The organism is Rhodococcus rhodnii NBRC 100604, assembly GCF_001894925.1.
Taxonomy (GTDB): Bacteria; Actinomycetota; Actinomycetes; order Mycobacteriales; family Mycobacteriaceae; genus Rhodococcus_F; species Rhodococcus_F rhodnii.
Genome location: NZ_BCXD01000002.1, coordinates 60,601 through 81,945 on the forward strand (window position 1 = coordinate 60,601; position 21,345 = coordinate 81,945).

General features: G+C 71.2%; 19 protein-coding genes and 1 riboswitch. Of the genes, 3 read left to right on the plus strand and 16 right to left on the minus strand.

Going from position 1 to position 21,345, the window contains the following annotated elements:
- Positions 1-383: 383 nt before the first annotated feature.
- The 9 genes from RR1_RS02055 to RR1_RS02095 form a co-directional block, all read right to left on the minus strand.
- The gene (locus tag RR1_RS02055; RefSeq protein WP_010836745.1) at positions 384-1,526 is read right to left on the minus strand and encodes an LLM class flavin-dependent oxidoreductase; all 1,143 of its coding nucleotides are present in this window, start codon (positions 1,524-1,526) and stop codon (positions 384-386) included.
- Positions 1,523-2,350 carry a DUF1684 domain-containing protein gene (locus RR1_RS02060; RefSeq protein WP_010836746.1) on the minus strand — a complete coding sequence of 276 codons (828 nt, stop codon included), beginning with the start codon at positions 2,348-2,350 and terminating at the stop codon, positions 1,523-1,525. The genes RR1_RS02055 and RR1_RS02060 overlap by 4 nt, the downstream gene beginning before the upstream one ends.
- Positions 2,347-3,705 carry an NtaA/DmoA family FMN-dependent monooxygenase gene (locus RR1_RS02065; protein WP_010836747.1) on the minus strand — a complete coding sequence of 453 codons (1,359 nt, stop codon included), beginning with the start codon at positions 3,703-3,705 and terminating at the stop codon, positions 2,347-2,349. The genes RR1_RS02060 and RR1_RS02065 overlap by 4 nt, the downstream gene beginning before the upstream one ends.
- The gene (locus RR1_RS02070; RefSeq protein ID WP_040772200.1) at positions 3,702-4,850 is read right to left on the minus strand and encodes an LLM class flavin-dependent oxidoreductase; all 1,149 of its coding nucleotides are present in this window, start codon (positions 4,848-4,850) and stop codon (positions 3,702-3,704) included. The genes RR1_RS02065 and RR1_RS02070 overlap by 4 nt, the downstream gene beginning before the upstream one ends.
- Positions 4,840-6,435, minus strand: coding sequence for a dipeptide ABC transporter ATP-binding protein (locus tag RR1_RS02075; protein WP_010836749.1), 1,596 nt, complete (start codon positions 6,433-6,435; stop codon positions 4,840-4,842). Before RR1_RS02075 ends, RR1_RS02070 begins: the two co-directional genes overlap by 11 nt.
- Positions 6,432-7,193 (minus strand): ABC transporter permease, encoded by a 762-nt coding sequence (locus tag RR1_RS02080; protein WP_010836750.1) that lies wholly within the window; start codon positions 7,191-7,193, stop codon positions 6,432-6,434. The genes RR1_RS02075 and RR1_RS02080 overlap by 4 nt, the downstream gene beginning before the upstream one ends.
- Positions 7,194-7,302: 109 nt before the next feature.
- Complete coding sequence (locus tag RR1_RS02085; protein WP_010836751.1) at positions 7,303-8,283, minus strand: ABC transporter permease; 981 nt, start codon at positions 8,281-8,283, stop codon at positions 7,303-7,305.
- Between the two features lie 3 nt (positions 8,284-8,286).
- Entirely contained in the window at positions 8,287-9,909 is a 1,623-nt protein-coding gene (locus tag RR1_RS02090; protein WP_040772202.1) for an ABC transporter substrate-binding protein, read from the minus strand.
- A gap of 123 nt (positions 9,910-10,032) precedes the next feature.
- On the minus strand, positions 10,033-11,109 hold the full coding sequence (locus RR1_RS02095) for an LLM class flavin-dependent oxidoreductase (protein WP_010836753.1): 1,077 nt from the start codon (positions 11,107-11,109) through the stop codon (positions 10,033-10,035).
- Between the two features lie 296 nt (positions 11,110-11,405).
- Here RR1_RS02095 and RR1_RS02100 point away from each other — a divergent pair, with 296 nt between their 5' ends.
- Entirely contained in the window at positions 11,406-12,173 is a 768-nt protein-coding gene (locus tag RR1_RS02100) for a sulfite exporter TauE/SafE family protein (RefSeq protein ID WP_010836754.1), read from the plus strand.
- Positions 12,174-12,285: 112 nt separating this feature from the next.
- Positions 12,286-13,050 carry an HAD-IIA family hydrolase gene (locus RR1_RS02105; protein ID WP_143153679.1) on the plus strand — a complete coding sequence of 255 codons (765 nt, stop codon included), beginning with the start codon at positions 12,286-12,288 and terminating at the stop codon, positions 13,048-13,050.
- A gap of 9 nt (positions 13,051-13,059) precedes the next feature.
- On the opposite strand, the gene RR1_RS02110 is transcribed toward RR1_RS02105, so the two are convergent.
- The 3 genes from RR1_RS02110 to RR1_RS02120 form a co-directional block, all read right to left on the minus strand.
- Positions 13,060-14,280, minus strand: coding sequence for an O-succinylhomoserine sulfhydrylase (locus RR1_RS02110; protein ID WP_010836756.1), 1,221 nt, complete (start codon positions 14,278-14,280; stop codon positions 13,060-13,062).
- A 106-nt stretch (positions 14,281-14,386) separates the two neighbouring features.
- On the minus strand, positions 14,387-14,803 hold the full coding sequence (locus RR1_RS02115) for a rhodanese-like domain-containing protein (protein WP_010836757.1): 417 nt from the start codon (positions 14,801-14,803) through the stop codon (positions 14,387-14,389).
- 53 nt (positions 14,804-14,856) lie between these two features.
- Positions 14,857-15,300 (minus strand): Rv0361 family membrane protein, encoded by a 444-nt coding sequence (locus RR1_RS02120; RefSeq protein WP_051111032.1) that lies wholly within the window; start codon positions 15,298-15,300, stop codon positions 14,857-14,859.
- A gap of 213 nt (positions 15,301-15,513) precedes the next feature.
- Between RR1_RS02120 and RR1_RS02125 the strand changes: the two genes are divergently transcribed.
- Positions 15,514-16,923, plus strand: coding sequence for an FAD-dependent oxidoreductase (locus RR1_RS02125; protein ID WP_010836760.1), 1,410 nt, complete (start codon positions 15,514-15,516; stop codon positions 16,921-16,923).
- A gap of 8 nt (positions 16,924-16,931) precedes the next feature.
- Here the strand turns inward: RR1_RS02125 and cobU are convergent, their stop codons facing one another.
- Genes cobU through RR1_RS02145 form a run of 4 tightly spaced genes read right to left on the minus strand, consistent with a single transcriptional unit; the run spans position 16,932 to position 21,106 of the window.
- Positions 16,932-18,299, minus strand: coding sequence for a bifunctional adenosylcobinamide kinase/adenosylcobinamide-phosphate guanylyltransferase (cobU, locus tag RR1_RS02130; protein WP_010836761.1), 1,368 nt, complete (start codon positions 18,297-18,299; stop codon positions 16,932-16,934).
- Positions 18,296-19,087, minus strand: coding sequence for an ABC transporter ATP-binding protein (locus RR1_RS02135; RefSeq protein WP_010836762.1), 792 nt, complete (start codon positions 19,085-19,087; stop codon positions 18,296-18,298). The genes cobU and RR1_RS02135 overlap by 4 nt, the downstream gene beginning before the upstream one ends.
- Positions 19,084-20,136, minus strand: a complete 1,053-nt coding sequence (locus RR1_RS02140; RefSeq protein ID WP_010836763.1) for a FecCD family ABC transporter permease — start codon at positions 20,134-20,136, stop codon at positions 19,084-19,086. The genes RR1_RS02135 and RR1_RS02140 overlap by 4 nt, the downstream gene beginning before the upstream one ends.
- A gap of 10 nt (positions 20,137-20,146) precedes the next feature.
- Entirely contained in the window at positions 20,147-21,106 is a 960-nt protein-coding gene (locus RR1_RS02145) for an ABC transporter substrate-binding protein (protein WP_010836764.1), read from the minus strand.
- A gap of 90 nt (positions 21,107-21,196) precedes the next feature.
- Positions 21,197-21,323, minus strand: a riboswitch (cobalamin riboswitch).
- Positions 21,324-21,345 lie beyond the last annotated feature (22 nt).

Here is a 21,345-nt window from a genome sequence, read left to right on the forward strand (position 1 = left end):
CGCAGCAGGGCTCTCACCGGCACGAACGGTGCAGAAAAGACGAATCCGGCCACGATCGACAGACGTCGATCGTGGCCGGATCGGCGTGTTCGCTCAGTCGCGAACACTCACTCCGCTACGGGAGATCAGCTCAGGCCCTGGAAGAAGCCCAGGCCCTCGAAGATGCTCGCGAGTGCGGTGAAGGCCTCGGCGATGAAGGAAAAATCAGGCATGTCGTTACTCCCTCGAGTGTGTAACGGGTGTGCGGACGCACACTCCGATAGATGTTGATACCCGACACACGTATGGATCGCGAAACGGTAACGCCGGATTGTGAAACATCTCTCGAACTGTAATGCGCGACACATGTCGGTTCCATCGACACCGGCCCCACGCCCGTCACCTCACGCCGCGGCCGCCCCCGCCAGCCCCCACTCCGCAGCCAGCAACTCGTAGCTGCGCACCCGGTCCGCGTGAGCGTGCGTGATGCCCGTGACCAGCAACTCGTCCGCGCCGGTGAGTGCCCGCAGCCGGTCGAGCCGATCCGCCACCGTCGTCGGAGCACCGGCGAACTGAGTGACGACCCGGTCGTGCACGAGGGCGTACTCCTCCTCGGTCAGCGGCGGGGTCGTCGCCGGATCGGGGTAGGCCACAGCACCGTTCCCGCTGCGGATGGAGTGCGTCCAGTTCGGGTACGTCGCGACGAGTTCGGCCGCGCGATCGTCGCTCTCCGCCACCACCGCGTCCGCCGAGACCACGACGTACGGCTCCGGTAGGACGCCCGGCCGAAAGGCCGCTCGGTAGGCAGCGACTGCGTCGAGTGTCGTCGCCGGGCTGACGTGATAGTTGGCCCCGAACGGCAGCCCCAGCCTGCCCGCGAGCTGTGCGCTCGCGCCGGCGCTGCTGCCGAACAGCCACACCTGGACGTCCGCGGCCGTGCCGGGAACCGCGCGCAGTGCGACTCCGTCCGGGCTCAGGTACGTCCCTCGCAGCAACGCGAGGATGTCGTCGACCTGTTCGGCGAAATCGGGCGACCGTGCGCCCGGCTGCTGCAGGACCCCGGCAGCCGCGGTGAGCAGTGGCGACGCCAGGACGCGGCTCGCGTCGAACGGCGGCGGCAGCACGACTCCCTCCCGAATCTCGGTCTCGGTCCGCGTCGCGACCGCCGGCCCACGTTCACCGGACACCGCCGCGAGCGCTTCGGCGCGCCGATGCCCCGAGCGCCCGAGGCCGAGGTCGATTCGCCCCGGATACAGCGCGTCCAGTGTTCCGAACGCCTCGGTGACGGCCGCAGCAGTGGTCGTGCCGAGCTGCACCGCCGCCGAGCCGACGCGGATCGTGCGGGTCGCGGCGGCGACGGCGCCGATCAGGACCGCGGGCGACGAGCTCGCCACGGCCGCGAAGTGGTGCTCGGCGAGCCAGTATCGCGAGAATCCCCATGCCTCGGCGCGGCGCGCGAGATCGAGAGTGTGAGCGAGCGCGGTCCGCGCGTCCGCCCCCTCGGAGATCGGCGCGAGATCGAGAATCGACAGCGGCACCGGGCTCATCGTGCCGGATCCTTCTCGCCGGCCTCGACCGCGAACGGAAGCCGGTTCTCCGCCGGCGCGATCGGGCACGTCGCGTACGCCGTGAACGCACACGGCAGATTCGCCGCGCGAGTGAAGTCGAGGACGGTCGTACCGTCGTCACCCGGTGCGGGAACAGCGAGCAGCCGGGCCGACGGATAGGTCGTGACGCCGCTCGTGCGGTCGGTGAACAACACCCGCAGGGTCCGCTCCGGACCGGCGAAGGCGACGAGCGTGTGATCGTCGCCGTGCACGGCGAACCGGAGGACGCCGACCGCCCGGTGGTGGTGCTCGAGGCCGTCGATCACGGCTCCCGTGACGACGGTGCGGACGTCGTCGAAGGGATGGAAGCACGCGGGAACGATCCACCGGTCGCTCGGCTCGAACACCGGAACCCCGTCGAACTCGATCCGGCCCCGCGAGTCGGGATCGAGCACGCGGACCGCGAAGCGGCCGCTGCGGCGGATCACCTCGAGCAGCCGCTCGCCGTCGCGAACGCGCAGGCCGGGCCCACCCTCGTGCGCAGCGAGGGCCAGCGTCCCATCGACGGTCTCGCCCTCGAACTCGAGCCCGTCGGCGGCGCGCGCGTCGAGCAGGACGGCCGCGCTCTCGCCGGTGCCGTCCACGCGCCACGTCCCGGGCACGCCGTCGAACACCGCCCATCCGTCGGTGATCCACTGCAGCGCCGTGAACGCGAGCGGCCCGTCGGGCGCGAGCAGGGCGGCCTCGCGGTCGACGCGCCACCGCTGCCAGCGGGATCGGATCCCCTCCGCACGAGGGTCGGTGGTGCTCTCGGCAGTGGTCATGATGCTCGCGCTCCTCGTGTCGTGTCGTGTGGCCGGGGCAGGCCAAGGTGCTCCCGCAGCGTCGTCCCGGTGTATTCGGTGCGGAAGCTGCCGAGGTCCTGGAGTTCGGGGACGACGGTGTCGACGAACTCGTCGAGTCCCGCGGGCGTCAGGTGTGGCACGAGAATGAAGCCGTCGCACGCGTCCTCCTGCACGTAGCGGTCGATCTCGCGCGCGACGTGGCGGGCGGTGCCGACGAACTGTTCGCGGCTGGTGACGGCGATGACGAGCTCGCGGATCGACAGCTTCTCGGCCGCCGCACGCTCACGCCACTCCTGGGCGACCCGGCGCGGATCCTGCGCATGCCGCACCCGGCCACGGGTGATGTCGGGGTTGTCGACGGGTTCGACGGCGGGCAGCGGTCCATCGGGGTCGTACTCGGCGAGGTCGCGTCCCCAGACCTGTTCGAGAAACGCGATCGCGGTGTGCGGGCCGACCTGCCGCAGCCGGATATCGCGTGCCCGCTCGGCGGCGTCCTCGGCACTGTCACCGAGCACGACGGCCGCCGCGGGCAGCACCTTGAGCGCATCGCGGTCGCGGCCGTACCGCGCGAGCCGTTCCTTCACGTCCGCGAAGAACGCCTTGCCGGCCTCGATCGAGCCGTGCACCGTGAAGATCGCGTCGGCATGAGCGGCACCGAATTCGCGGCCGTCGCCGGAATCGCCGGCCTGCAGCAGCACCGGGTGTCCCTGCGGGCTGCGCGGCAGCGGCGACCGGCCCGCGATGTCGAATTGCGTGGTCCGGTGCGTCACCTCACGTGAGGGCGCGGCGAACACTCCGCGCTCACGATCGACGACGAGCGCGTCGTCGGGCCAAGCGTCCCAGAACGCGCGAGCACCCTCGATCACCTCCCGGGCACGCACGTAGCGGTCGGCGCGATCGAGATAGCCTCCGCGCCGGAAGTTCTCGCCCGTGAACGCGTCCGGCGAGGTCACCATGTTCCAGGCCGCGCGACCGTCCGAGAGGAGGTCGAGCGACGCGAACTGGCGTGCGAGCTCGTACGGCTCGTTGAAGGTCGTGTTGATCGTTCCGGCCAGCCCGAGCCGCTGCGTGACGCCGGCGAGCGCGCCGAGCACCGTGAGGGTGTCGGGACGGCCCACGACGTCGAGATCGTGGATCCGGCCGCGATGCTCGCGCAGGCGGAGCCCTTCCGCGAGGAAGAAGAAGTCGAACAGACCGCGCTCGGCGGTACGTGCGAGATGCACGAACGACGAGAAGTCGATCTGGCTCCTCGACCGGGGATCACTCCACACCGTCGTGTTGTTGACACCCGGGAAGTGGGCGGCGAGATGGATCTGCTTGCGGGGCGCGCTCATCGAATCTCCTTCGCTGCTGCGGCGAACACGCTCACGGGCCGGGCGAGGCCGAGGCGCTCGCGCAGCGTGCCGCCGGGGACGGGTACGGGCTGCACGAGCGGGAGGACGTCGCGCGCGAGGTGACGCACGCCCGACGCGAGCGCGAGCGGCCGGTAGGTGACGCCGTCGACACCGGCGCCGGCGACGAGTTCGCCGGTCAGTGCCGCCAGGCCGGGACCGTCGCCCACGTAGAGCAGCGACGACGGCTCGTACGTCCGCTGCGCGATGCTCTCGAGCGCGTCGAGATCGGTTTCCGCTTCCCGGCGCGTCGGGGCGACGATCGTCTCGACGTCGACGAGGACCCGCACCACCCGGCCGAACGACGCGGCGCGATCGTGGATCTCCGCCGTCACGCGCGCCGTGTCGACGACGGACGGCGCGCTCACCCGCACGACGTCCGCGAGCGCGGCGGCCGTTCTCACGGATTCGGCTGTGCCGGAGCCGATCACGACGGGTGGGCGGCCCTGCGGCGGACGCGGCGTGATCGACGGGCCCTTGACCGAAAAGTACTCGCCGACGAAGTCGACGTAGTGCAGCTTGTCTCGGTCGACGAACCGGCCCGTCGCGACGTCACGGATCTCGGCGTCGTCCTCCCAGCTGTCCCACAGCCGCGTCACCACGTCGATCGCGTCTGCGGCCTCCGCCCACAGCGACTGCTCGGGTCGTGCGGGGCCCCGACCGACGTGTGACGCGACGTCGTCACCGCGTGAGACGTCGACCTGCCACCCCGCCCTGCCGAGCGTCGTGAAGTCGAGTGTGGCGATCGCCTTGGAGACGTGGAACGGTTCGGTGTGGGTGACGGTCGCGGTGGGGACGAGTGCGATGCGTCGCGTGAGCGCGCTCACCCGCGCCGCGATCGCCACGGCTTCCAGCGCACCGGAGGCACTGCCCGGCACGGGTGCCGGGGGCACGAACGGGTCGGGCAGAAAGGCGATGTCGGCGCCGGCGTCGTCGAGGGCGGTGATCGCGTCGGTCCAGTACCGCGCGGTGAAGACTTCCTCGGCACGCGAGTCCGCTCGCCGCCACGCCGCGGGATGCACGCCCGTCTCGGCGAGTTCGACGGCATGGATCGGTGGCACGGGGTCGAGCCTGTGGTCAACGGGCATGCTGTTCCTCCTGGCGAGGTCCGGGTACGGCGGCGAGCAACTCGCGGGTGTAGGGATCGCATGGATCGTCGAACAGCCTTGCGGCAGGCCCTTCTTCGACGACCCGGCCCTCACGCATCACGACGACCTCGTCGCTGATCTGCCGGACCACGGCGAGGTCGTGCGAGATGAACACGTACGTCAGGTCGAGATCTCGCTGCAGTTCGGCGAGCAGGTCGAGGATCCGCGCCTGCACCGAGACGTCCAGGGCCGACACGGGCTCGTCGAGCACCACGAGGTCGGGGGCGAGGGCGAGGGCACGGGCGATCGCGACGCGCTGCCGCTGGCCGCCCGACAGTTCCGCCGGCCGCCGACGCCCGTACGACTCCGGCAGGGCGACCCGGTCCAGGAGTTCGGCGACCCGGCGGGGGCGGTCACCGATCCCGAAGGCGCGCAGCGGTTCCGCGACGATGTCGGCGATCCGCCACGCGGGGTCGAGCGATGCGTACGGGTTCTGGTGGACGACCTGGATCCGGCGGCGAAGCTCCCGAAGCGTCCGTCCTCGGACCGCGGTGATGTCCTCGCCCTCCCACAGCACGACCCCGTGCGACGGCCGTTCGAGCCGGGCCGCGATCCGGGCCGTGGTGGTCTTGCCCGAGCCGGACTCTCCGACGATCGCGGTCGTGCTGCCCTTGCGCACGGCGAGCGAGACCGACCGCACCGCATCGATACTCCGTGAGCGGTCGACCCGGAATCGGCGTCCGACGCCGCGCAGTTCGAGCAGCAGCGGGCGATCCGCCGGGACCGGCGCACGGGGTGGAGCGTGCGAGGACAGGCTCGGCGCCGCCGAGACCAGGTCGGCGGTGTAGGCGTGGGCCGGTGCGCCCAGGATCTCTGCGGGCGTACCCGTCTCGACGATCCGCCCGCGGTGCATGACCGCGATCCGATCGGCGCGATCGGCCGCGACGCCGAGGTCGTGCGTCACGAGCAGCACCGCGGTCCCCGATTCGGCGCGCCGCCGGTCGAGGTCGTCGAGGATGCGCTTCTGCACCGTCACGTCCAGAGCGCTCGTCGGTTCGTCCGCGATCAGCAGGTCCGGCGACGCCGCGAGTGCTACCGCGATCGCCACGCGCTGCCGCTGGCCGCCGGACATCTCGTGCGGATACTGCCGGGCCCGCAGCACCGGATCGTCCAGTCCGGCCCTGCCGAGCAACTCGACGGCCCACGACCGGGCGCCGCGCCGGCCGGCGAGCCGGTGGATTCGCAGCACCTCCGCGACCTGATCGCCGACGCGCATCACCGGATCGAGCGACGTCGCCGGATCCTGTGGGACGAAGCCGATCCGGGTTCCGCGGATCGCGTCGAACGCCCGCTCGCCGAGAGTGTCGAGGCGCAGCCCGTCGAACGTGATTGCGCCACCGTCGATGCGGCTGCTCCCGAGAAGTCCGAGGATCGCGTGCGCGGTCGTGGACTTCCCGGAGCCCGACTCGCCCACGAGCGCGAGCACCTCTCCCCGTCCGACCGTGAGATCGACGCCGTCCACTGCAACCGTGTCGCCGTAGCGGACCCGGAGCCCCGAGACCGTGAGCAGAGCTGTCGTCGTCATCGCGTCCGAGTCCCCTCGATCGTGCGTCCGAGGCGGTGCGCGGAGAGCACGACCGCCACGATGACCAGGCCGGGAAGGGTCGTCATCCACCAGGCGGTCGCGAGGTAGTTGCGGCCTTCCGAGACGAGCGATCCCCATTCGGGAGTGGGTGGCACGGCACCGAAACCGAGGAAACTCAGCGACGACACCGCGAGCACGGCCATCCCGAACTCGACCGCGGCGAGGGCGGCGACCGGCCGGTAGGCGTTGCGCAGGACGTGGCGCACCAGGACCGCGGGCGCACGCACGCCCGACGCGAACGCCGCTTCGACGTACGGGAGCCGCCGTACGCGCAGCACCTCGGACCGCATCACTCGCGCGAAGTTCGCGACGAGCGAGACACCCACCGCGATCGCCACGTTGACGGTCCCGAATCCGAGCGCCGTGACCAGCGCGAGCGAGAGGAGCAGCGCCGGGATCGAGAGGAGCACGTCGACGACCCGCATGAGCGCGGCGTCGACGGCGCCGCCGAGCGATCCCGCGAGCAATCCGACGAGCGACCCCACGACCAGTGCGATGCCGACCGCGAGCAGAGTCGCCGTGAGCGACAGGCCCGCTCCGTGCACGACGCGGGTGTAGACGTCGCGGCCGAGGTTGTCGGTACCGAACCAGTGGGCGGCCGACGGCCCCTGCAGCTTGTCGGCAGGTACTCCCGTGAGCGGGTCGACCGGTGCGAACAGTGACGGCGCGAGTGCGAATCCGGCGGCCACGAGCAGCACGAGGAGCGCGGCAGCGGTGCCCGGTGTCCCACGGAGCCGGCCGAGTCCGCCACGTCTCGGGCGAGCGGGAGCAGGCGGGGCGGCGGCGACCGCTTCCCGAACGAGGGTGTCAGACAACGGACTTCTCCTTCGGGGCGTCGCGCTCGGGTGCCGCTCCGCGCAGCGTGATGCGCGGATCGAGCCACGGATAGACCAGATCGACGAGCAGATTGACCACGACGTACACGAGCGCGGTGAGGACGACGATGCCCTGCACCACCGGGATGTCCTGCGCCAGAACGGAGGTCTGCGTGAGCCTGCCGACGCCGGCGCGGGAGAACACCGTCTCCACGACGACCGAGCCGGCGAGCAGATTGCCGACGAGCACGCCCGAGATCGTGAACGCGGGAATGATGGACAGCCGCACCGCGTGCCGAGTGTGCACCCGCCATCGCGACGCTCCCTTCGCGCGGGTGGCGTCGACGAACGGCTCCCGCAGCGTCGCGGTCAGACTGCTCGCGAGCACCTGGGCCACCACTGCCCCGGTCGGGAGCGCGAGCGTCACCGCGGGCAGGACGAGCGCCGCGACCCCGTGTTCGCCGAACGCCGGGAAGATCGGGAGACCGAAGGAGAAGAGCTGCAGCAGAACGAGTCCGACCCAGAAGGTGGGCACGGCCACCCCGAGCGGCGGAAGCGCCCGCAGGAGCGCCGCGATCCGCGGCGACCGCGTGTACGTCGCGGCGAAGGCGAGCGCGACCCCCGCACCCGACGCGAGGGCCAGTGCGAGACCGGCGAGTGCGAGGGTGCTCGGCAGTGCGTCGGCGATCGCGGACGTCACGCTGCGCCCGGTCGTGATCGAGTACCCGAAGTCGCCGCGCACCGCGTGCGTGAGCGACGTCCAGTACTGTTCCCACACCGGGCGGTCGAGCCCGTATCGCGCCTGGAGTTCGGCCACTGCTGCGGCGTCGACCGGGGTCGCGCCCGCCGACGAGTCGATCGCGATGGTGACCGGATCGGACGGCAGCAGAAACAGCACGACGAACGAGACGGTGAACGCGGCCCACAGCACCGCGACGGCCTGGGCGACGCGCAGGGCGGTGTACCGGAGCACGACTCAGCGCTCCGCGAGCCATGCGTCGAAGAACTGCAACCGCGCGGACGCCTCGAATCGCAGGTCCTGCACGGCCGCGCTCACGCCGATCGCCTGCGACAACTCGACCGTCGGGACCCACAGCCCGTTGTCGAGCACGAGTTGCTGAGCCCGCGCGAGAGCCTCGGCACGCTGCCCCGCGTCGACGGTGGTGAGCTGCTCGGCCAGGACCTCGTCCAGCTCGGGGATCGGCCCGCGCGCATTGAGATTCCGGCCGTCCAGGCCGAACGTCGCGCGCAGGATGTCGCCGTCGGCGCGCGTGCTGTTGTAGTACGTGGTGTCGTAGTCGTGCGACGCCTGCCGCGCCGTCTGTTCGGCGGTCGACACGAGGTCGAGCCGCAGATCGACACCGACCTGGCGCAACTGCTGCTGCACCAGCTCGAGGATCGCCTGATTTCCGGCGAACACCGCGCTGAACGTCACTCCGAACGACAGCGGACGCCCGTCCTTCTCGCGGATGCCGTCGGGGCCTTCGCGCCAGCCGGCGTCGTCGAGCACCCGGCGCGCTCGATCCGGATCGTGGGTCACGTCGCCGAGCGGCGTGTACCCCGGAGTCGTGTGGGCGAGAGTGCCCGTCGCCGGAACGAAGTCGGGGCCCAGGACGGTGTCCACGAGTTCCTGCCGGTCGATCGCGGTGACGAGAGCGGTGCGCACCGCGGGATCCGATACGACCGGAGCGGTGACGTTCGGCTGGAATCCGAAGGGAACACCGGGATTCGACGTCGTGAGGATTCTTCCCCCCGCGGCGTCGATCTGCGGCGCGTCCTGTGGCAGCGCATCGCTCACGGCATCGAGCTGATCCGATGCGAGCGACCCGGTACGCACGCCGGATTCGGGGACGACGGTGAACTCGATGCCGTCGAGGTACGCCTCGCCGTCGTGCCCGAAGACCTCGGACCCCCAGGCGTAGCCGTCGCGCTTCGCGAGCGTCGCGGACCGGTCCTGCTGGTAGTCGGTGTACACGAACGGCCCCGAGCCGACGATCGCGTCGCCCGCGCACCGCTCCTCGGCGCTGCGGCCGGAGGTCGCCGGCGCGAGGATGCCGAGCTGCGAGGTCGAGGACGCCTGCAGGAACTGCGCGTTGGGAGCCGAGAAACTCACCCGCGCGGTGTGACCGTCGATCACGTCCGTTCCCGTGTACCCGGCGAGATAGCTCGCGCCGAGCGGCGCCTTCGCCCCGCCCAGGGTGTTCACGATCGCGTCGAAGCTCGCCCGGACGGCGTCCGCCGTCACCGGCGTGCCGTCGCTGAAGGACGCGCCCTCGTGCAGCCGGAACGTGAACGAGGTGGCGTCGGGCGAGACCTCCCAGCTGCGGGCGAGCCACGGTGTGAGTTCGCCGGTCGCGGGATCCTGATCGGTGAGCGAATCCACGATCTGCCGCGTCACGTAGATGGTCTGGTTGCTGCCCGCCTGTGCGGGATCGGCGCAGGTCGGCGCCTGCGACAGGCCGTAACGCAGCACGCCGCCGGGCTGGGCGGGGCCGGTGACCTCCTGTGCCGAGCCACCGCCGGCGCACGCGGCGAGCGACGATGCGGTGAGGGCGGCCACCGCGAGTCGGGCGAGACGAGCGGGACGAGAGACGGTCACGTGAGTCGCTTTCGGTGAGAGACGAACCGACGACACGGCTGCGTGTCGGAAGATCGGTGGGGGTCGAGCCGAGGTCGACGGGCAGGCCGACAGTGCGCGATCAGGCAGGCCGACAGAGCGCGATCAGGCAGGCCGACAGAGCGGGAGCGGCGCCGGAGTCGTCGCCGGCGACGCCTCCGGATACGCGGCGCGCAGCACCGGGGCGACGGCGGACTGGAAGAGCTCGAGACTGCGACGATGCCGCGCCGGATCGAGTCCGTCCCGGTCGGCGGCGAGATGCACCACCCGGTGCCGGAGCGCGGAGTGGTACCGCCCGACCTTGTCGGTGATTTGTTCGGGGCTGCCGACGAGCGCCGAGCTGCGCGCGAGAAAGTCCTCGAACGTCTCGAACACCACGGGCAGGCCGGTGGCGCGGGCGAACGCGCGGCGTTGCTCGAAGACCGGACGCCACGCGGCCTCGGCGTCCTGCGAGCGGGGCGCGACGTGGAAACCGGCGGTGCCGGCGCCCACCCGCGCGTCGCCGGGATCGTGGCCGTTGCGTGCCCACTCGTCGCGGTAGTGCTGCACCAACGCGGCGTACGGCTCGACCGGGTGGGTCACATTGGCCGAGAACAGCGGATCACCGTGGCGTGCCGCGAACTCCACCGACGATCGGCTCGTGGCGCTGCCGTGCCAGATCGTGAGCTCACCCTGCAGGGGCCGCGGCAGCGCGGCGGCGCGGTCGAGCGGCGGCCGGAACCGGCCCTCCCACGTCACCTCGTCCGAGGACCACAGCCGCCGGAACAGTTCGTAGCCCTCGCGCAGTCGCTCCCACTGATCGTCGGGGGTCACGTGGAAGAGATCCGCCTGCGCGGTGCCGTTGCCCTTTCCGACGATCACCGTCAGGCGCCCACCCGACAGATTGTCGAGCGTCGAGTAGTCCTCGAACGCCCGCACCGGGTCGAGCAGGCTCAGCGTCGTGACGGCCGTCCACAGCTCGATGGTCGAGGTACGTGCGGCGATGTTGCTCAGGACCACCGGGGGTGACGACGACAGGAACGGGTGTTCGTGCCGCTCGCCGACCGCGAACCCGTCGTAGCCGAGCTCCTCGGCGGTCACCGCGGTGTCCACGACCTCCCGCAACCGGTCGGCCGGGGAGAGCCGCGCCCCCGTCACGGGGTCGGCCTGATCCGGGATCAGGCTCATCAGCAGAAACTTCACGATGCCCCTCCCCTCGACTCGTCGGTTCGCGGTCTGCTCACGAGAAATTAGCGCCCACCGAACGACGAGTCAATACTGTTGCGCAACAATGGATTTTGTTCTCGGTGATCGCATCACGACGATCGGAACACTGGGCCGAGAGACCCGAGCGGTGCATACTGCCCCACCGCGCTCCCTCGTCCCGCCGCTGCTGCCTCGCCCCACTCCGGCTCCGTCCGCACCCGATCCCACCCGTCGCCGTGGGCGCTCGTCGCAGGTCGCAGTAACGTGCCACCGATGAGCGAAAGGGAGATCCGGTGACGGTGTGGGAGATCGTGGCGATCGCCGCGGCAGGGCTCGGGGCCGGTGCGATCAACACGCTGGTCGGCAGCGGGACGCTCATCACGTTCCCGACGCTCGTGGCATTCGGCTTTCCCCCGGTCACCGCGACGATGTCGAACGCGATCGGCCTCGTCGCCGGCGGCGTGTCGGGCACGTGGGGATACCGCCGCGAGCTACGCGGTCAGTGGGACCGGCTGCGCTGGCAGCTGCCCGCGTCGTTGATCGGCGCGATGGGCGGCGCCTGGCTGCTGTTGCACCTGCCCGAGACGGTCTTCCAGTCGGTCGTGCCGGTGCTGCTCGTGATCGCCCTCGTGCTCGTCGTGGTCCAGCCCCGGATCCAGGCGTGGGCGCGCAGCCGCGGTGCGGCGGAGGACGGCCTGTCGACGACCCGCCTGACGCTGCTCGTCGTCGGCACGCTCGCGGTCGGTGTCTACGGCGGCTACTTCACCGCTGCGCAGGGCATCCTGCTCATCGGCGTGATGGGCGCGATCCTTCCCGAGGACATCCAGCGCATGAACGCCGCGAAGAACCTGCTCTCGCTCGTCGTCAACGTCGTGGCGGCGCTCGCGTACACGATCGTCGCGTTCGACCGGATCAGCTGGGCCGCGGCCGGGCTCATCGCGATCGGTTCGCTCGTGGGCGGCGTTCTCGGCGCCCGCTACGGCCGCCGCCTGTCCCCCGCCGCGCTGCGGGGTGTGATCGTCGTCGTCGGCCTGATCGGATTGTGGAACCTGCTCGCGTAGCCACAACACCGCCCGCGGCGGCGCGGACACCTTCCATACTGGCGGCGTGGACACCGACGCAGCGACAGACCGCATGCATCCCAGCGCCCCGCACGCGGGGTGGACGTACCTCATGGACATGGACGGTGTCCTCGTCCACGAGGACCAGCCGATTCCGGGCGCGAGCGACTTCCTGGCCGAGCTCCGCCGCACCGAGACCCCGTTCGTCGTCCTCACGAACAACTCGATTCGCACGCCCCGCGACCTGCGGGCGCGCCTGAAGCAGTCGGGTCTCGACGTGCCCGAGGAGTCGATCTGGACGTCCGCCCTCGCAACGGCGACGTTCCTCGCGAGCCAGCGTCCCGCGGGCACCGCGTACGTCGTCGGCGAGTCGGGGCTGACGACGGCCCTGCACGACATCGGCTACGTCCTCACCGAGAAGGACCCCGACTACGTCGTGCTCGGCGAGACGCGCACGTACTCGTTCGAGGCCATCACGACGGCGATCCGGCTCATCGAGGGCGGCGCGCGGTTCATCGCGACCAATCCCGACGCGACGGGGCCGTCGCCCGACGGCATCCTGCCCGCGACGGGCTCGGTCGCCGCGCTCATCACGAAGGCGACGGGCCGCGACCCGTACTACGTCGGCAAGCCGAACGCGCTCATGATGCGGTCGGCGCTGCGCGCGATCGGCGCGCACTCCGAGCACACGCTGATGATCGGAGACCGCATGGACACCGACATCGTGTGCGGCCTCGAAGCGGGGCTGCAGACGATCCTCGTCCTCACGGGCATCTCGACGACGGCGTCGGTCGAGCTGTTCCCCTATCGCCCGACACTGGTTCTGGAGTCGGTGGCGGCACTCGTCGGCCGGACATCCGACCCGTTCGACAGCTGAACCGCCCGGTCAGAGCGCCTGATCGAGGTCGGCGAGCAGATCCTCGGTGTCCTCGAGCCCGACCGAGAGCCGGACGACGCCGTCGGTGATGCCGACGGCGGCGCGGCCGTCGGGACCCATCGCGCGGTGCGTCGTCGTCGCGGGGTGCGTGACGAGGGACTTGGCGTCGCCGAGGTTGTTCGAGATGTTCACCAGCCGCAGTGCGTCGAGCACCTCGAACGCGCGCTTCTTCGAGTCGCCTTCGGGGGCGTCGAGTTCGAACGTCACGACGGTGCCGCCGCCGCGCATCTGCGCCGTCGCGAGGTCGTGCTGCGGATGCGATTCGAGGAACGGGTACTTCACCCACTTCACCGCGGGATGCTCTTCGAGCATGCGCGCGATGCGCAGCGCGGAGTCGACGGAGTGCCGCACGCGCAGCGGCATCGTCTCGAGGCCCTTGAGCAGCGTCCACGCGTTGAACGGGCTCAGCGCCGGGCCGGTGTGCCGCATGAGGGTCTGCACGGGGCCGTCGATGTAGTCCTGCGGGCCGAGGATCGCGCCGCCGAGCACGCGTCCCTGCCCGTCGATGTGCTTGGTGCCGGAGTACACGATCACGTCGGCACCGAGCGGGAGCCCCTGCTGCAGCAGCGGCGTCGCGAAGACGTTGTCGAGCACGACCTTCGCGCCCGCGGCGTGCGCGAGTTGCGAGACCTTCTCGATGTCGACGAGCGTCTGCATCGGGTTGGAGGGCGTCTCGAAGAACACGGCCCGAGTGGGCACCGAGAGCGCCTGCTCCCACTGCTCCAGATCCTCGCCGTCGACGAAGACGGTCTCGATGCCCCAGCGCGGGAGGATCTCGTTGCACACGACGAAACACGAGCCGAACAGGCTGCGCGCTGCGACGAGCCGGTCGCCGGCCTTCAGCAGCGCTCCGAGAGCGGTGAACACCGCCGACATTCCACTGGCGGTCGCGAAGGCGGCCTCGGCGCCTTCGATCAGCCGCAGCCGCTCCTCGAACATCTTCACGGTGGGGTTGCCGTAGCGCGAGTACACGAAGTGGTCGAGATCGCCGGTGAACGACGCCTCGGCGGCCTCCGCGCTCTCGAACACGAACCCGCTGTTGACGAAGATCGCCTCGGAGGTCTCCTCGAAGCCCGAGCGCATGACGCCGCCGCGGACGCCGATCGTGCCCTGCCCGACACCGTCCGGCAGGGCGCTCTCGAACGCGCCGCCCTGCGGGATCCCACTCACTGCTGCCTGCTCACGTTTGACTGCCTACTCACGATCGATCCGACGAGATTCCGCACGCACCGGTCCGGTGCGTCACGACTGATGCCGTGTCACGGCAGGTGCCGCGTCACGACTGCTGCCACGGCAGACCGAGGGCCCGCCAGCCCTGGGCGCCGCGGTGACCGTGCTCGTCGAGGCCACCCTCGAAGCCGTCGAGCACGTTGTACGACGGCGCGATGCCCGCGGCGGTGGCGGCCTCGGCCGCGCCGATCGAGCGGTGACCCGAGCGGCACAGGAAGATCACCGGCGCGTCGTCGCCACCCGTGACGTCGGCACGCTCGAGCTGTTCGGTGAACGACGGATTCGGGGCACCGCCGTAGCGGACCCACTCCACGAGGAGGGTGCGCTTGCCGAGTCCGGTGAGGTCCGGGACGCCGACGTACGCCCACTCGGGCTCGGTGCGAACGTCGACGAGCGTCGCGTCGGGGTACTGCTCGAGCAGCTCCCAGGCCTGCTGCGGCGTGATGTCTCCTGCGTAGCTCACCGTTCCAGCCTTTCACTCCCTGTCGGAAACGCCAGCCTTGCACTCACGTGTGATCAATTGCACACGCGCCACGGGTCGTCGCCCTCGCGCGTGAAATTCCAGGTGGACGCGACGCTGGACGCACCGTCGACCGACACGTCGACGACGGCGGTGGCCGTGTCGCCGTCGACCGCGATGTCTCGGACGCCGTGCAGTTCGGCCTCGCCGTCGCCCTGCACGGGCCCGGCCTCGAGGTCGAAGTCCGAGCACGTGATGCGCGCGAAGGCGTCGGTGTCGTCGGCGTTGTGGACCTGCACGTAGTCGTTCGCGACGCGGGCGATCATGTCGTCGTCCGTGAGGTTCTCGCCCGGCGGGCGGACCATGTCGACGACGAACAGTGCGACGAGTCCGACGACGACGATCGTGAGTGCGACGAGGAACGGCGTCGCCGACGGCCCGCCTCGTCCGCCGGAGGCGTCGCCGCCCGAATCGTTCCCGGCGCGGTCTGAATCGGCCACCGTCGTCCTTTCCCGTGTCTCCGAATGCACCACGCAGTTTAGTGCTCGGCACTCACAATCCCCCCTTGTGGCCCCTCAAGCGCGAGAGGGCTGGCCGCGCGGGCTCCACGAGAGGAAGATGGGCAGGCGCGTCGCGACGAACCGGCCGAGAGTTAGGCTGGGCTCAGTACCGCGCCCGCCCGACCCCCCGAGCACGAAGGTGACCTCTTCCCGATGACCGACCAGAACACCTCGGACACGTCCACCACCGACAGCCGTCCCCTGCGCGTCGCCGTCGTGGGCGCGGGTCCTGCCGGCATCTACGCGTCCGACGCGCTCATGAAGTCCGGTGTGGACGTCAGCATCGACCTGTTCGAGCGCATGCCCGCACCGTTCGGCCTCATCCGGTACGGCGTGGCACCCGACCACCCGCGCATCAAGGGCATCATCACGGCGCTGCACAAGGTGCTCGACAAGCCGCAGGTGCGGCTCATCGGCAACATCGACTACGGCAGCGACATCACGCTCGACGACCTGAAGCGCTTCTACGACGCCGTGATCTTCTCGACCGGCGCCAACGCCGACCGCGCGCTCTCGATCCCGGGCATCGACCTCGAGGGCAGCTACGGTGCCGCCGACTTCGTCTCCTGGTACGACGGCCACCCCGACGTCCCGCGCACGTGGCCGCTCGAGGCCGAGAAGGTCGCCGTCCTCGGCGTCGGCAACGTCGCGCTCGACGTCGCGCGTGTGCTCGCGAAGACCGGTGACGAACTGCTGCCCACCGAGATTCCCGCGAACGTCTACGAGGGCCTGAAGCAGAACAAGGCGCTCGAGGTCCACGTCTTCGGCCGCCGCGGCCCGGCGCAGGCCAAGTTCACGCCGCTCGAACTGCGCGAGCTCGACCACTCGCCGAACATCGAGGTCATCGTCGACCCCGAGGACATCGACTACGACGCCGCGTCCGAGGACGCCCGCCGCAACTCCAAGCAGGTCGACATGGTCGCGAACACCCTGCAGGACTGGGCGATTCGTGACGTCGGCAGCCGCCCGCACAAGCTGTTCCTGCACTTCTTCGAGTCGCCGCACGAGGTCCTCGGCGAGGACGGCAAGGTCGTCGGCCTGCGCACCGAGCGCACCGAACTCGACGGCACCGGCAACGTCCGTGGCACGGGCAAGTACAACGACTGGGACGTGCAGGCCGTCTACCGCGCCGTCGGCTACCTGTCGCAGAACATCGCGAAGCTGCCGTTCGACGAACAGGCGGGCACCGTCCCGAACGAGGCCGGCCGCGTCGTCGCGGACGACACCGTCGAGGGCAAGGGACGGTTCATGCCCGGCACGTACGTCACGGGCTGGATCAAGCGTGGCCCCGTCGGCCTGATCGGCCACACGAAGGGCGACGCGAACGAGACCGTCGCGAATCTCCTCGAGGATCGCCCGGACCTGCCCGGTGCCGAGGATCCGCGCGAAGAGGCCGTCATCGAGTTCCTCGAGGGCAAGGGCACCCCCTACACGACGTGGGAGGGCTGGTACCGGCTCGACGCCCACGAGCGCGCACTCGGCGAGCCGGAGGGCCGCGAGCGGGTGAAGGTCGTCGAGCGCGCCGAGATGTTCGAGGCGAGCGAGCCCGGCAAGAAGGCCTGAGCGCAGGCTCAGCCGCGGGGCTCGCCGGCCACCACGAGTGGTACGGCGATCCCCGCGACGAGCAGCGTGACGTCGGTCGAGTCCGCGGCGATGCGCGTGTTGAGCACGCCGAGCAGGTCGCGGAAGAGGCGTCCCGACGCCGTCGCGGGCACGACGCCCGCCCCCACCTCGTTGCTCACCGCGACGACCGGCACCGTCGCGTCCCGCCACGCCGCCACGAGGTCGTCGACGTCCGCCTCCACAGCAGCGGTGTCACCGCTCTCCCACGCACCGTGGTGATCGAGCCGTGCTGTCAGCCACGTCCCGAGACAGTCCACGAGCACCGGCCCCTTCGCGTCGCGCAGCACCGCCGCTACCTCGGAGGTCTCCACGGTCCGCCACGCGTTCGGACGTCGTTCCCGGTGCACGGCAACGCGTTTCGTCCACTCCTCGTCGTCCTCGCGGCTGGTGCCGGTCGCGACGTAGGTGACGGCGGCGTCGGCCGCGAACAGCGTCTCGGCGTGTGACGACTTGCCCGAGCGCACGCCACCCAGCACGAGCGTGCGATGCGGCGACGCTGCGGGCTCGGCGGCGACTCCCGTGACGACGACCTCCCCGTCCCGGCCCGGGCGTGCACCCATCGCGGCGAGCCGCGCGGTCAGCTCGCGTTCGGGCGGATTGCGGTGGCCGAGGTGCACCGCGACGATGTCCGTCCGCGGGGCCGCGGCGCCGACCGAGCGGAGCGACCGGCACGTGCGGTCGAACGACACGAGATCGTGATGGCCGGGGCCGTGTTCGTGATCGTCGCCGAAGGTCTCCTCGAGGAAGACGGCGTCGAACGCAGCCTCCGCGACGCCGCCGAACCACACGGGCGGCAGCGGCCCGGTATCGCACGCCCACAGGATCCGGTCGCCCTGGGGACCGAGGACGTCGTAGAGGACTGCGTCGCCGTCACGGAACACGCGGTGCGCGGCGGGCAGCACGCGCACGCGGTATCCGCCGACGGCGAGCACCTCGCCGGGGACCGCCGGCAGGAAACGGACGGGATCGTCCGGGCCGACCCACTGACGGCACGCCCGCAGGACGTCGGGCGGCCCCACGACGTCGAGCGGCACCGAATCGGCTGCCCACGACCGGAAGAGCAGCGCCTGCGCGCCCAGGTGATCGGAATGCGCGTGGGTGACGAGGATGTGGCGGACCCCGGCGAGCGAGACGCCCTGATGCAGCGCGGCGCGAGGCGCCTCGGGGCCGCAGTCGATCATGAGCGTGTCGTCGACGAGCGCGGCGGTCTGGCCGCGCACGATGCCCGCGGCGAGCGCGTCGCGGCAGGATCTGCACGTGCAGAACGGATTCGGCCAGCCGTCGGCGGCGCCGGTCCCGAGCAGCCGGACCTTCATCGCGGTCGCCGTACCGGGAGGATGCCGACGATGCCGTCGCCGCGGTCGACGATCTCGACGTGCGCGCCGTACACGTCCGCCATCCGATCCACATCGAGCACGTCGCGCGGCTTTCCGTCCGCGACGACCCGTCCTTCGTCGAGCAACACCATGCGGCCACTGTATTGCGACGCGAAGGTGAGATCGTGCATCGCCGCGACGATCGTGATGCCGTCGTCGACGCGCAGCCGGTCGACGAGCTCGAGTACCTGCTGCGCATGGCCGAGATCGAGTGCGCTCGTGGGTTCGTCGAGCAGCAGTGCCCGCGGCCGCTGGGCGAGCGCACGGGCGAGGACGACGCGCTGCAGTTCCCCGCCCGAGAGTTCCGTGACGGTACGGCGACGGAAGGCGCCGAGGTCGAGCCGGTCCAGGACGTCGTGGACGACGGCGCGATCCGCCGGGCCCTCGACGGCGAATCTGCCGAGATGCGGTGTGCGGCCGAGGCTCACGAACTCCTCGACCGTCGTTCCGGTCGGCACGACGGGGCGCTGCGGCATGAGCGCGACGGCCCGGGCCATCGCGCGGCGCCGGGCCCGGCCGGGGTCCTCGCCCGCGACGGACGCGCCGCCCGACGCGACCGGCAGCAGCCCCGCGAGCGCGTGCAGTAGCGTCGATTTTCCGGCACCGTTCGGCCCGACGAGCGCCAGCCACTCGCCGGCGTCCGCCGTCATGGTCACGCCGTGCACCACGCGGACGCCGCCGCGGTCGACGGACAGATCGCGGCAGGACACCGCGGCGTCGCCGGTCACGACGTCACCCTGCCGCGGCGCAGCACGTACAGGAAGAACGGGGCGCCGATCGCCGCCGTGACGACGCCGATGGGCAGTTCGGCAGGCGACATCGCGACGCGCGCGACGAGATCGGCGAGCACGAGGAACGCCCCGCCCACGACGATCGAGAGCGGCAGCAGCAGGCGGTGTCCCGGGCCGACGAGCAGCCGGACGGTGTGCGGCACGACGATGCCGACGAATCCGATGAGCCCGCTGACGCTCACGACCGCTGCCGTTCCGAGCGTCGCGGCGGCGACGAGGATCAGCCGCACCCGATCGGGACGGATGCCGAGGCTCGCGGCCTCGAGATCACCGACGGCCATGACGTCGAGGGTGCGGCGGAACAGCGCGATCACGGCGATCGAGACCGCGACGTACGGGAGCACCACGACGACGTCGTGCCAGCCGTCCGTCGCGAGGCGCCCCAGCAGCCACGCGTACACCTGCCGGAGCGAGTCGTCGTGGAACTGCTGCACGAAGGTCTGGCCGGCGTTGGCGAACGCCGCGACCGCGACGCCCGCGAGGATGACGACGACCTCGCTGCGGGCACCGCCGACGGTGCGCCCGAGCAGGTAGGTCGCGGTGACGGCGACGACGCCGCCCGCGAACGCCGCGAGGGGGATCCCGAGTCCCGCGATCGTCCCGCCCGCGACGATCGCGAGGGTCGCGCCGAGCCCCGCGCCGCTCGACACCCCGAGCAGGTACGGATCGGCGAGCGGGTTGCGGAAGACGCCCTGATACGCGGCGCCCGCGATCGCGAGGGTCGCACCGACGAGCAGGCCGAGCGCGACGCGCGGCATCCGGATCTCCCACAGCACGGCCTGCTGGCCGGGCGTCAGGCCGGACGAGACGTCGACGCCGGGAAGCGCGCCGACGAGTTCGAGGACGACGGCGCGCACGGAGATGCCCGCGGGGCCGACGAGGACGCCCAGTGTCACGGCGAGCACGAGCGCCCCGACCGCCGCCGCGACGACGACACCGCGGCGCACGGTGGTGAGTCGTGGTGCGGCGGCCCTCGAGTCCGTCATCCGTGCGGCGCTATCGGGTCGGTGCGGTCACGGGGATCTGCGCGACGACGTCGCCGACCTGCCGCACGAGGTCGGCGACACGCGGACCCCACCGGCTCGCGACGTCGTCGTCGAGCGGGTGGACGTGACCTTCCCGCACCGCGGCGGTCTCGCCCCAGCCGGGCCGCTCTGCGACGGCGGCCGCGTCGACGCCACAGCACTTCGCGTCGGCGAGGAAGATCAGGTCGGGATCGGCGGTGACGACGTATTCGGCCGAGAGCTGCGGATATCCGTCGCCACCCGTCGCGATCGACTCGAGTCCGAGCATCGAGTACACCGAACCGACGAAGGTGTCGTCGGTGATCGAGAAGAAGGTGGGATCGAGTTCGTGGTAGTACCGGAGCGGCTCGGGACGCTCGGGCAGCCCTGCGACGACCTCGTCGATCTCGCCCTGCATCCGCGACACCACCTCGGCGGCGTCGCCGACGTGCCCGGTGGCCGCGCCGACCTGCTCGATCTGCCCGTACACGTCGTCGAGGTTCACCGCGGCGGGAAGGACGAGCGTCGGGACGCCCACCCGCTCCAGGCCGGCGACGAGATCGCCGGGGTCGTCGCTCACGATCACGAGATCGGGCGAGTAGCCGACGATCGCCTCGACGTTCGGCGTGAACCCGGACAGCGCGGTGCGCGGCGCCTCCCCCGGGTACGTCGACTGGTCGTCGACGGCGACCACCTGATCGCCCGCACCGACGGCGAACAGCATCTCGGTCGCCGTCGGAGACAGCGACACGACGGCGTTCGGGCGCGCGTCCAGGGTGATCTCGCCGTCACCGGAACCCACCGTCACCGGGAAGGCGTCGTCGCCCTGGGCGGGGGTCTCCGGGGCGGGTGCGGAATCGTCGTCGCCGCACGCGGCGAGCCCGACGGCCACGACCGCCGCGAGTGCCAGTGCGCCGAGCGCACGTGTCGGCCGGAACCGAGGTGTCGACATGCCATCCTCCGGGTGTGGAGGACGAGTACGGGCCGGTGCGGGCGGCGGTCGCCCGACGCCGGTGCACGCCACCGTCCTTCGTCCGAGGACCGTTTCGTGACCGCGACGACGGATGACCTGACTCGTTCGCGCCGCCCTCGGCGGTGCGACATCACAGTTGCGGGACAGTGCCGGAATCGCCACCGGACTTCACCGAACCGCCGCGGTGCCCGCGGGCGCGGGCGTCTCGTAGCGTAACG

Excerpts from the sequence above, each read along its gene's own strand:
- RR1_RS02065 (WP_010836747.1), bottom strand. The coding sequence starts at position 3,705 with ATGAGCGCGCCCCGCAAGCAGATCCATCTCGCCGCCCACTTCCCGGGT.
- RR1_RS02140 (WP_010836763.1), bottom strand. The coding sequence starts at position 20,136 with ATGACGGACTCGAGGGCCGCCGCACCACGACTCACCACCGTGCGCCGC.
- RR1_RS02125 (WP_010836760.1), top strand. The coding sequence starts at position 15,514 with ATGACCGACCAGAACACCTCGGACACGTCCACCACCGACAGCCGTCCC.
- RR1_RS02060 (WP_010836746.1), bottom strand. The coding sequence starts at position 2,350 with ATGACCACTGCCGAGAGCACCACCGACCCTCGTGCGGAGGGGATCCGA.
- RR1_RS02055 (WP_010836745.1), bottom strand. The coding sequence starts at position 1,526 with ATGAGCCCGGTGCCGCTGTCGATTCTCGATCTCGCGCCGATCTCCGAG.
- cobU (WP_010836761.1), bottom strand. The coding sequence starts at position 18,299 with ATGAAGGTCCGGCTGCTCGGGACCGGCGCCGCCGACGGCTGGCCGAAT.
- RR1_RS02075 (WP_010836749.1), bottom strand. The coding sequence starts at position 6,435 with ATGACGACGACAGCTCTGCTCACGGTCTCGGGGCTCCGGGTCCGCTAC.
- RR1_RS02105 (WP_143153679.1), top strand. The coding sequence starts at position 12,286 with ATGGACATGGACGGTGTCCTCGTCCACGAGGACCAGCCGATTCCGGGC.
- RR1_RS02070 (WP_040772200.1), bottom strand. The coding sequence starts at position 4,850 with ATGCCCGTTGACCACAGGCTCGACCCCGTGCCACCGATCCATGCCGTC.
- RR1_RS02145 (WP_010836764.1), bottom strand. The coding sequence starts at position 21,106 with ATGTCGACACCTCGGTTCCGGCCGACACGTGCGCTCGGCGCACTGGCA.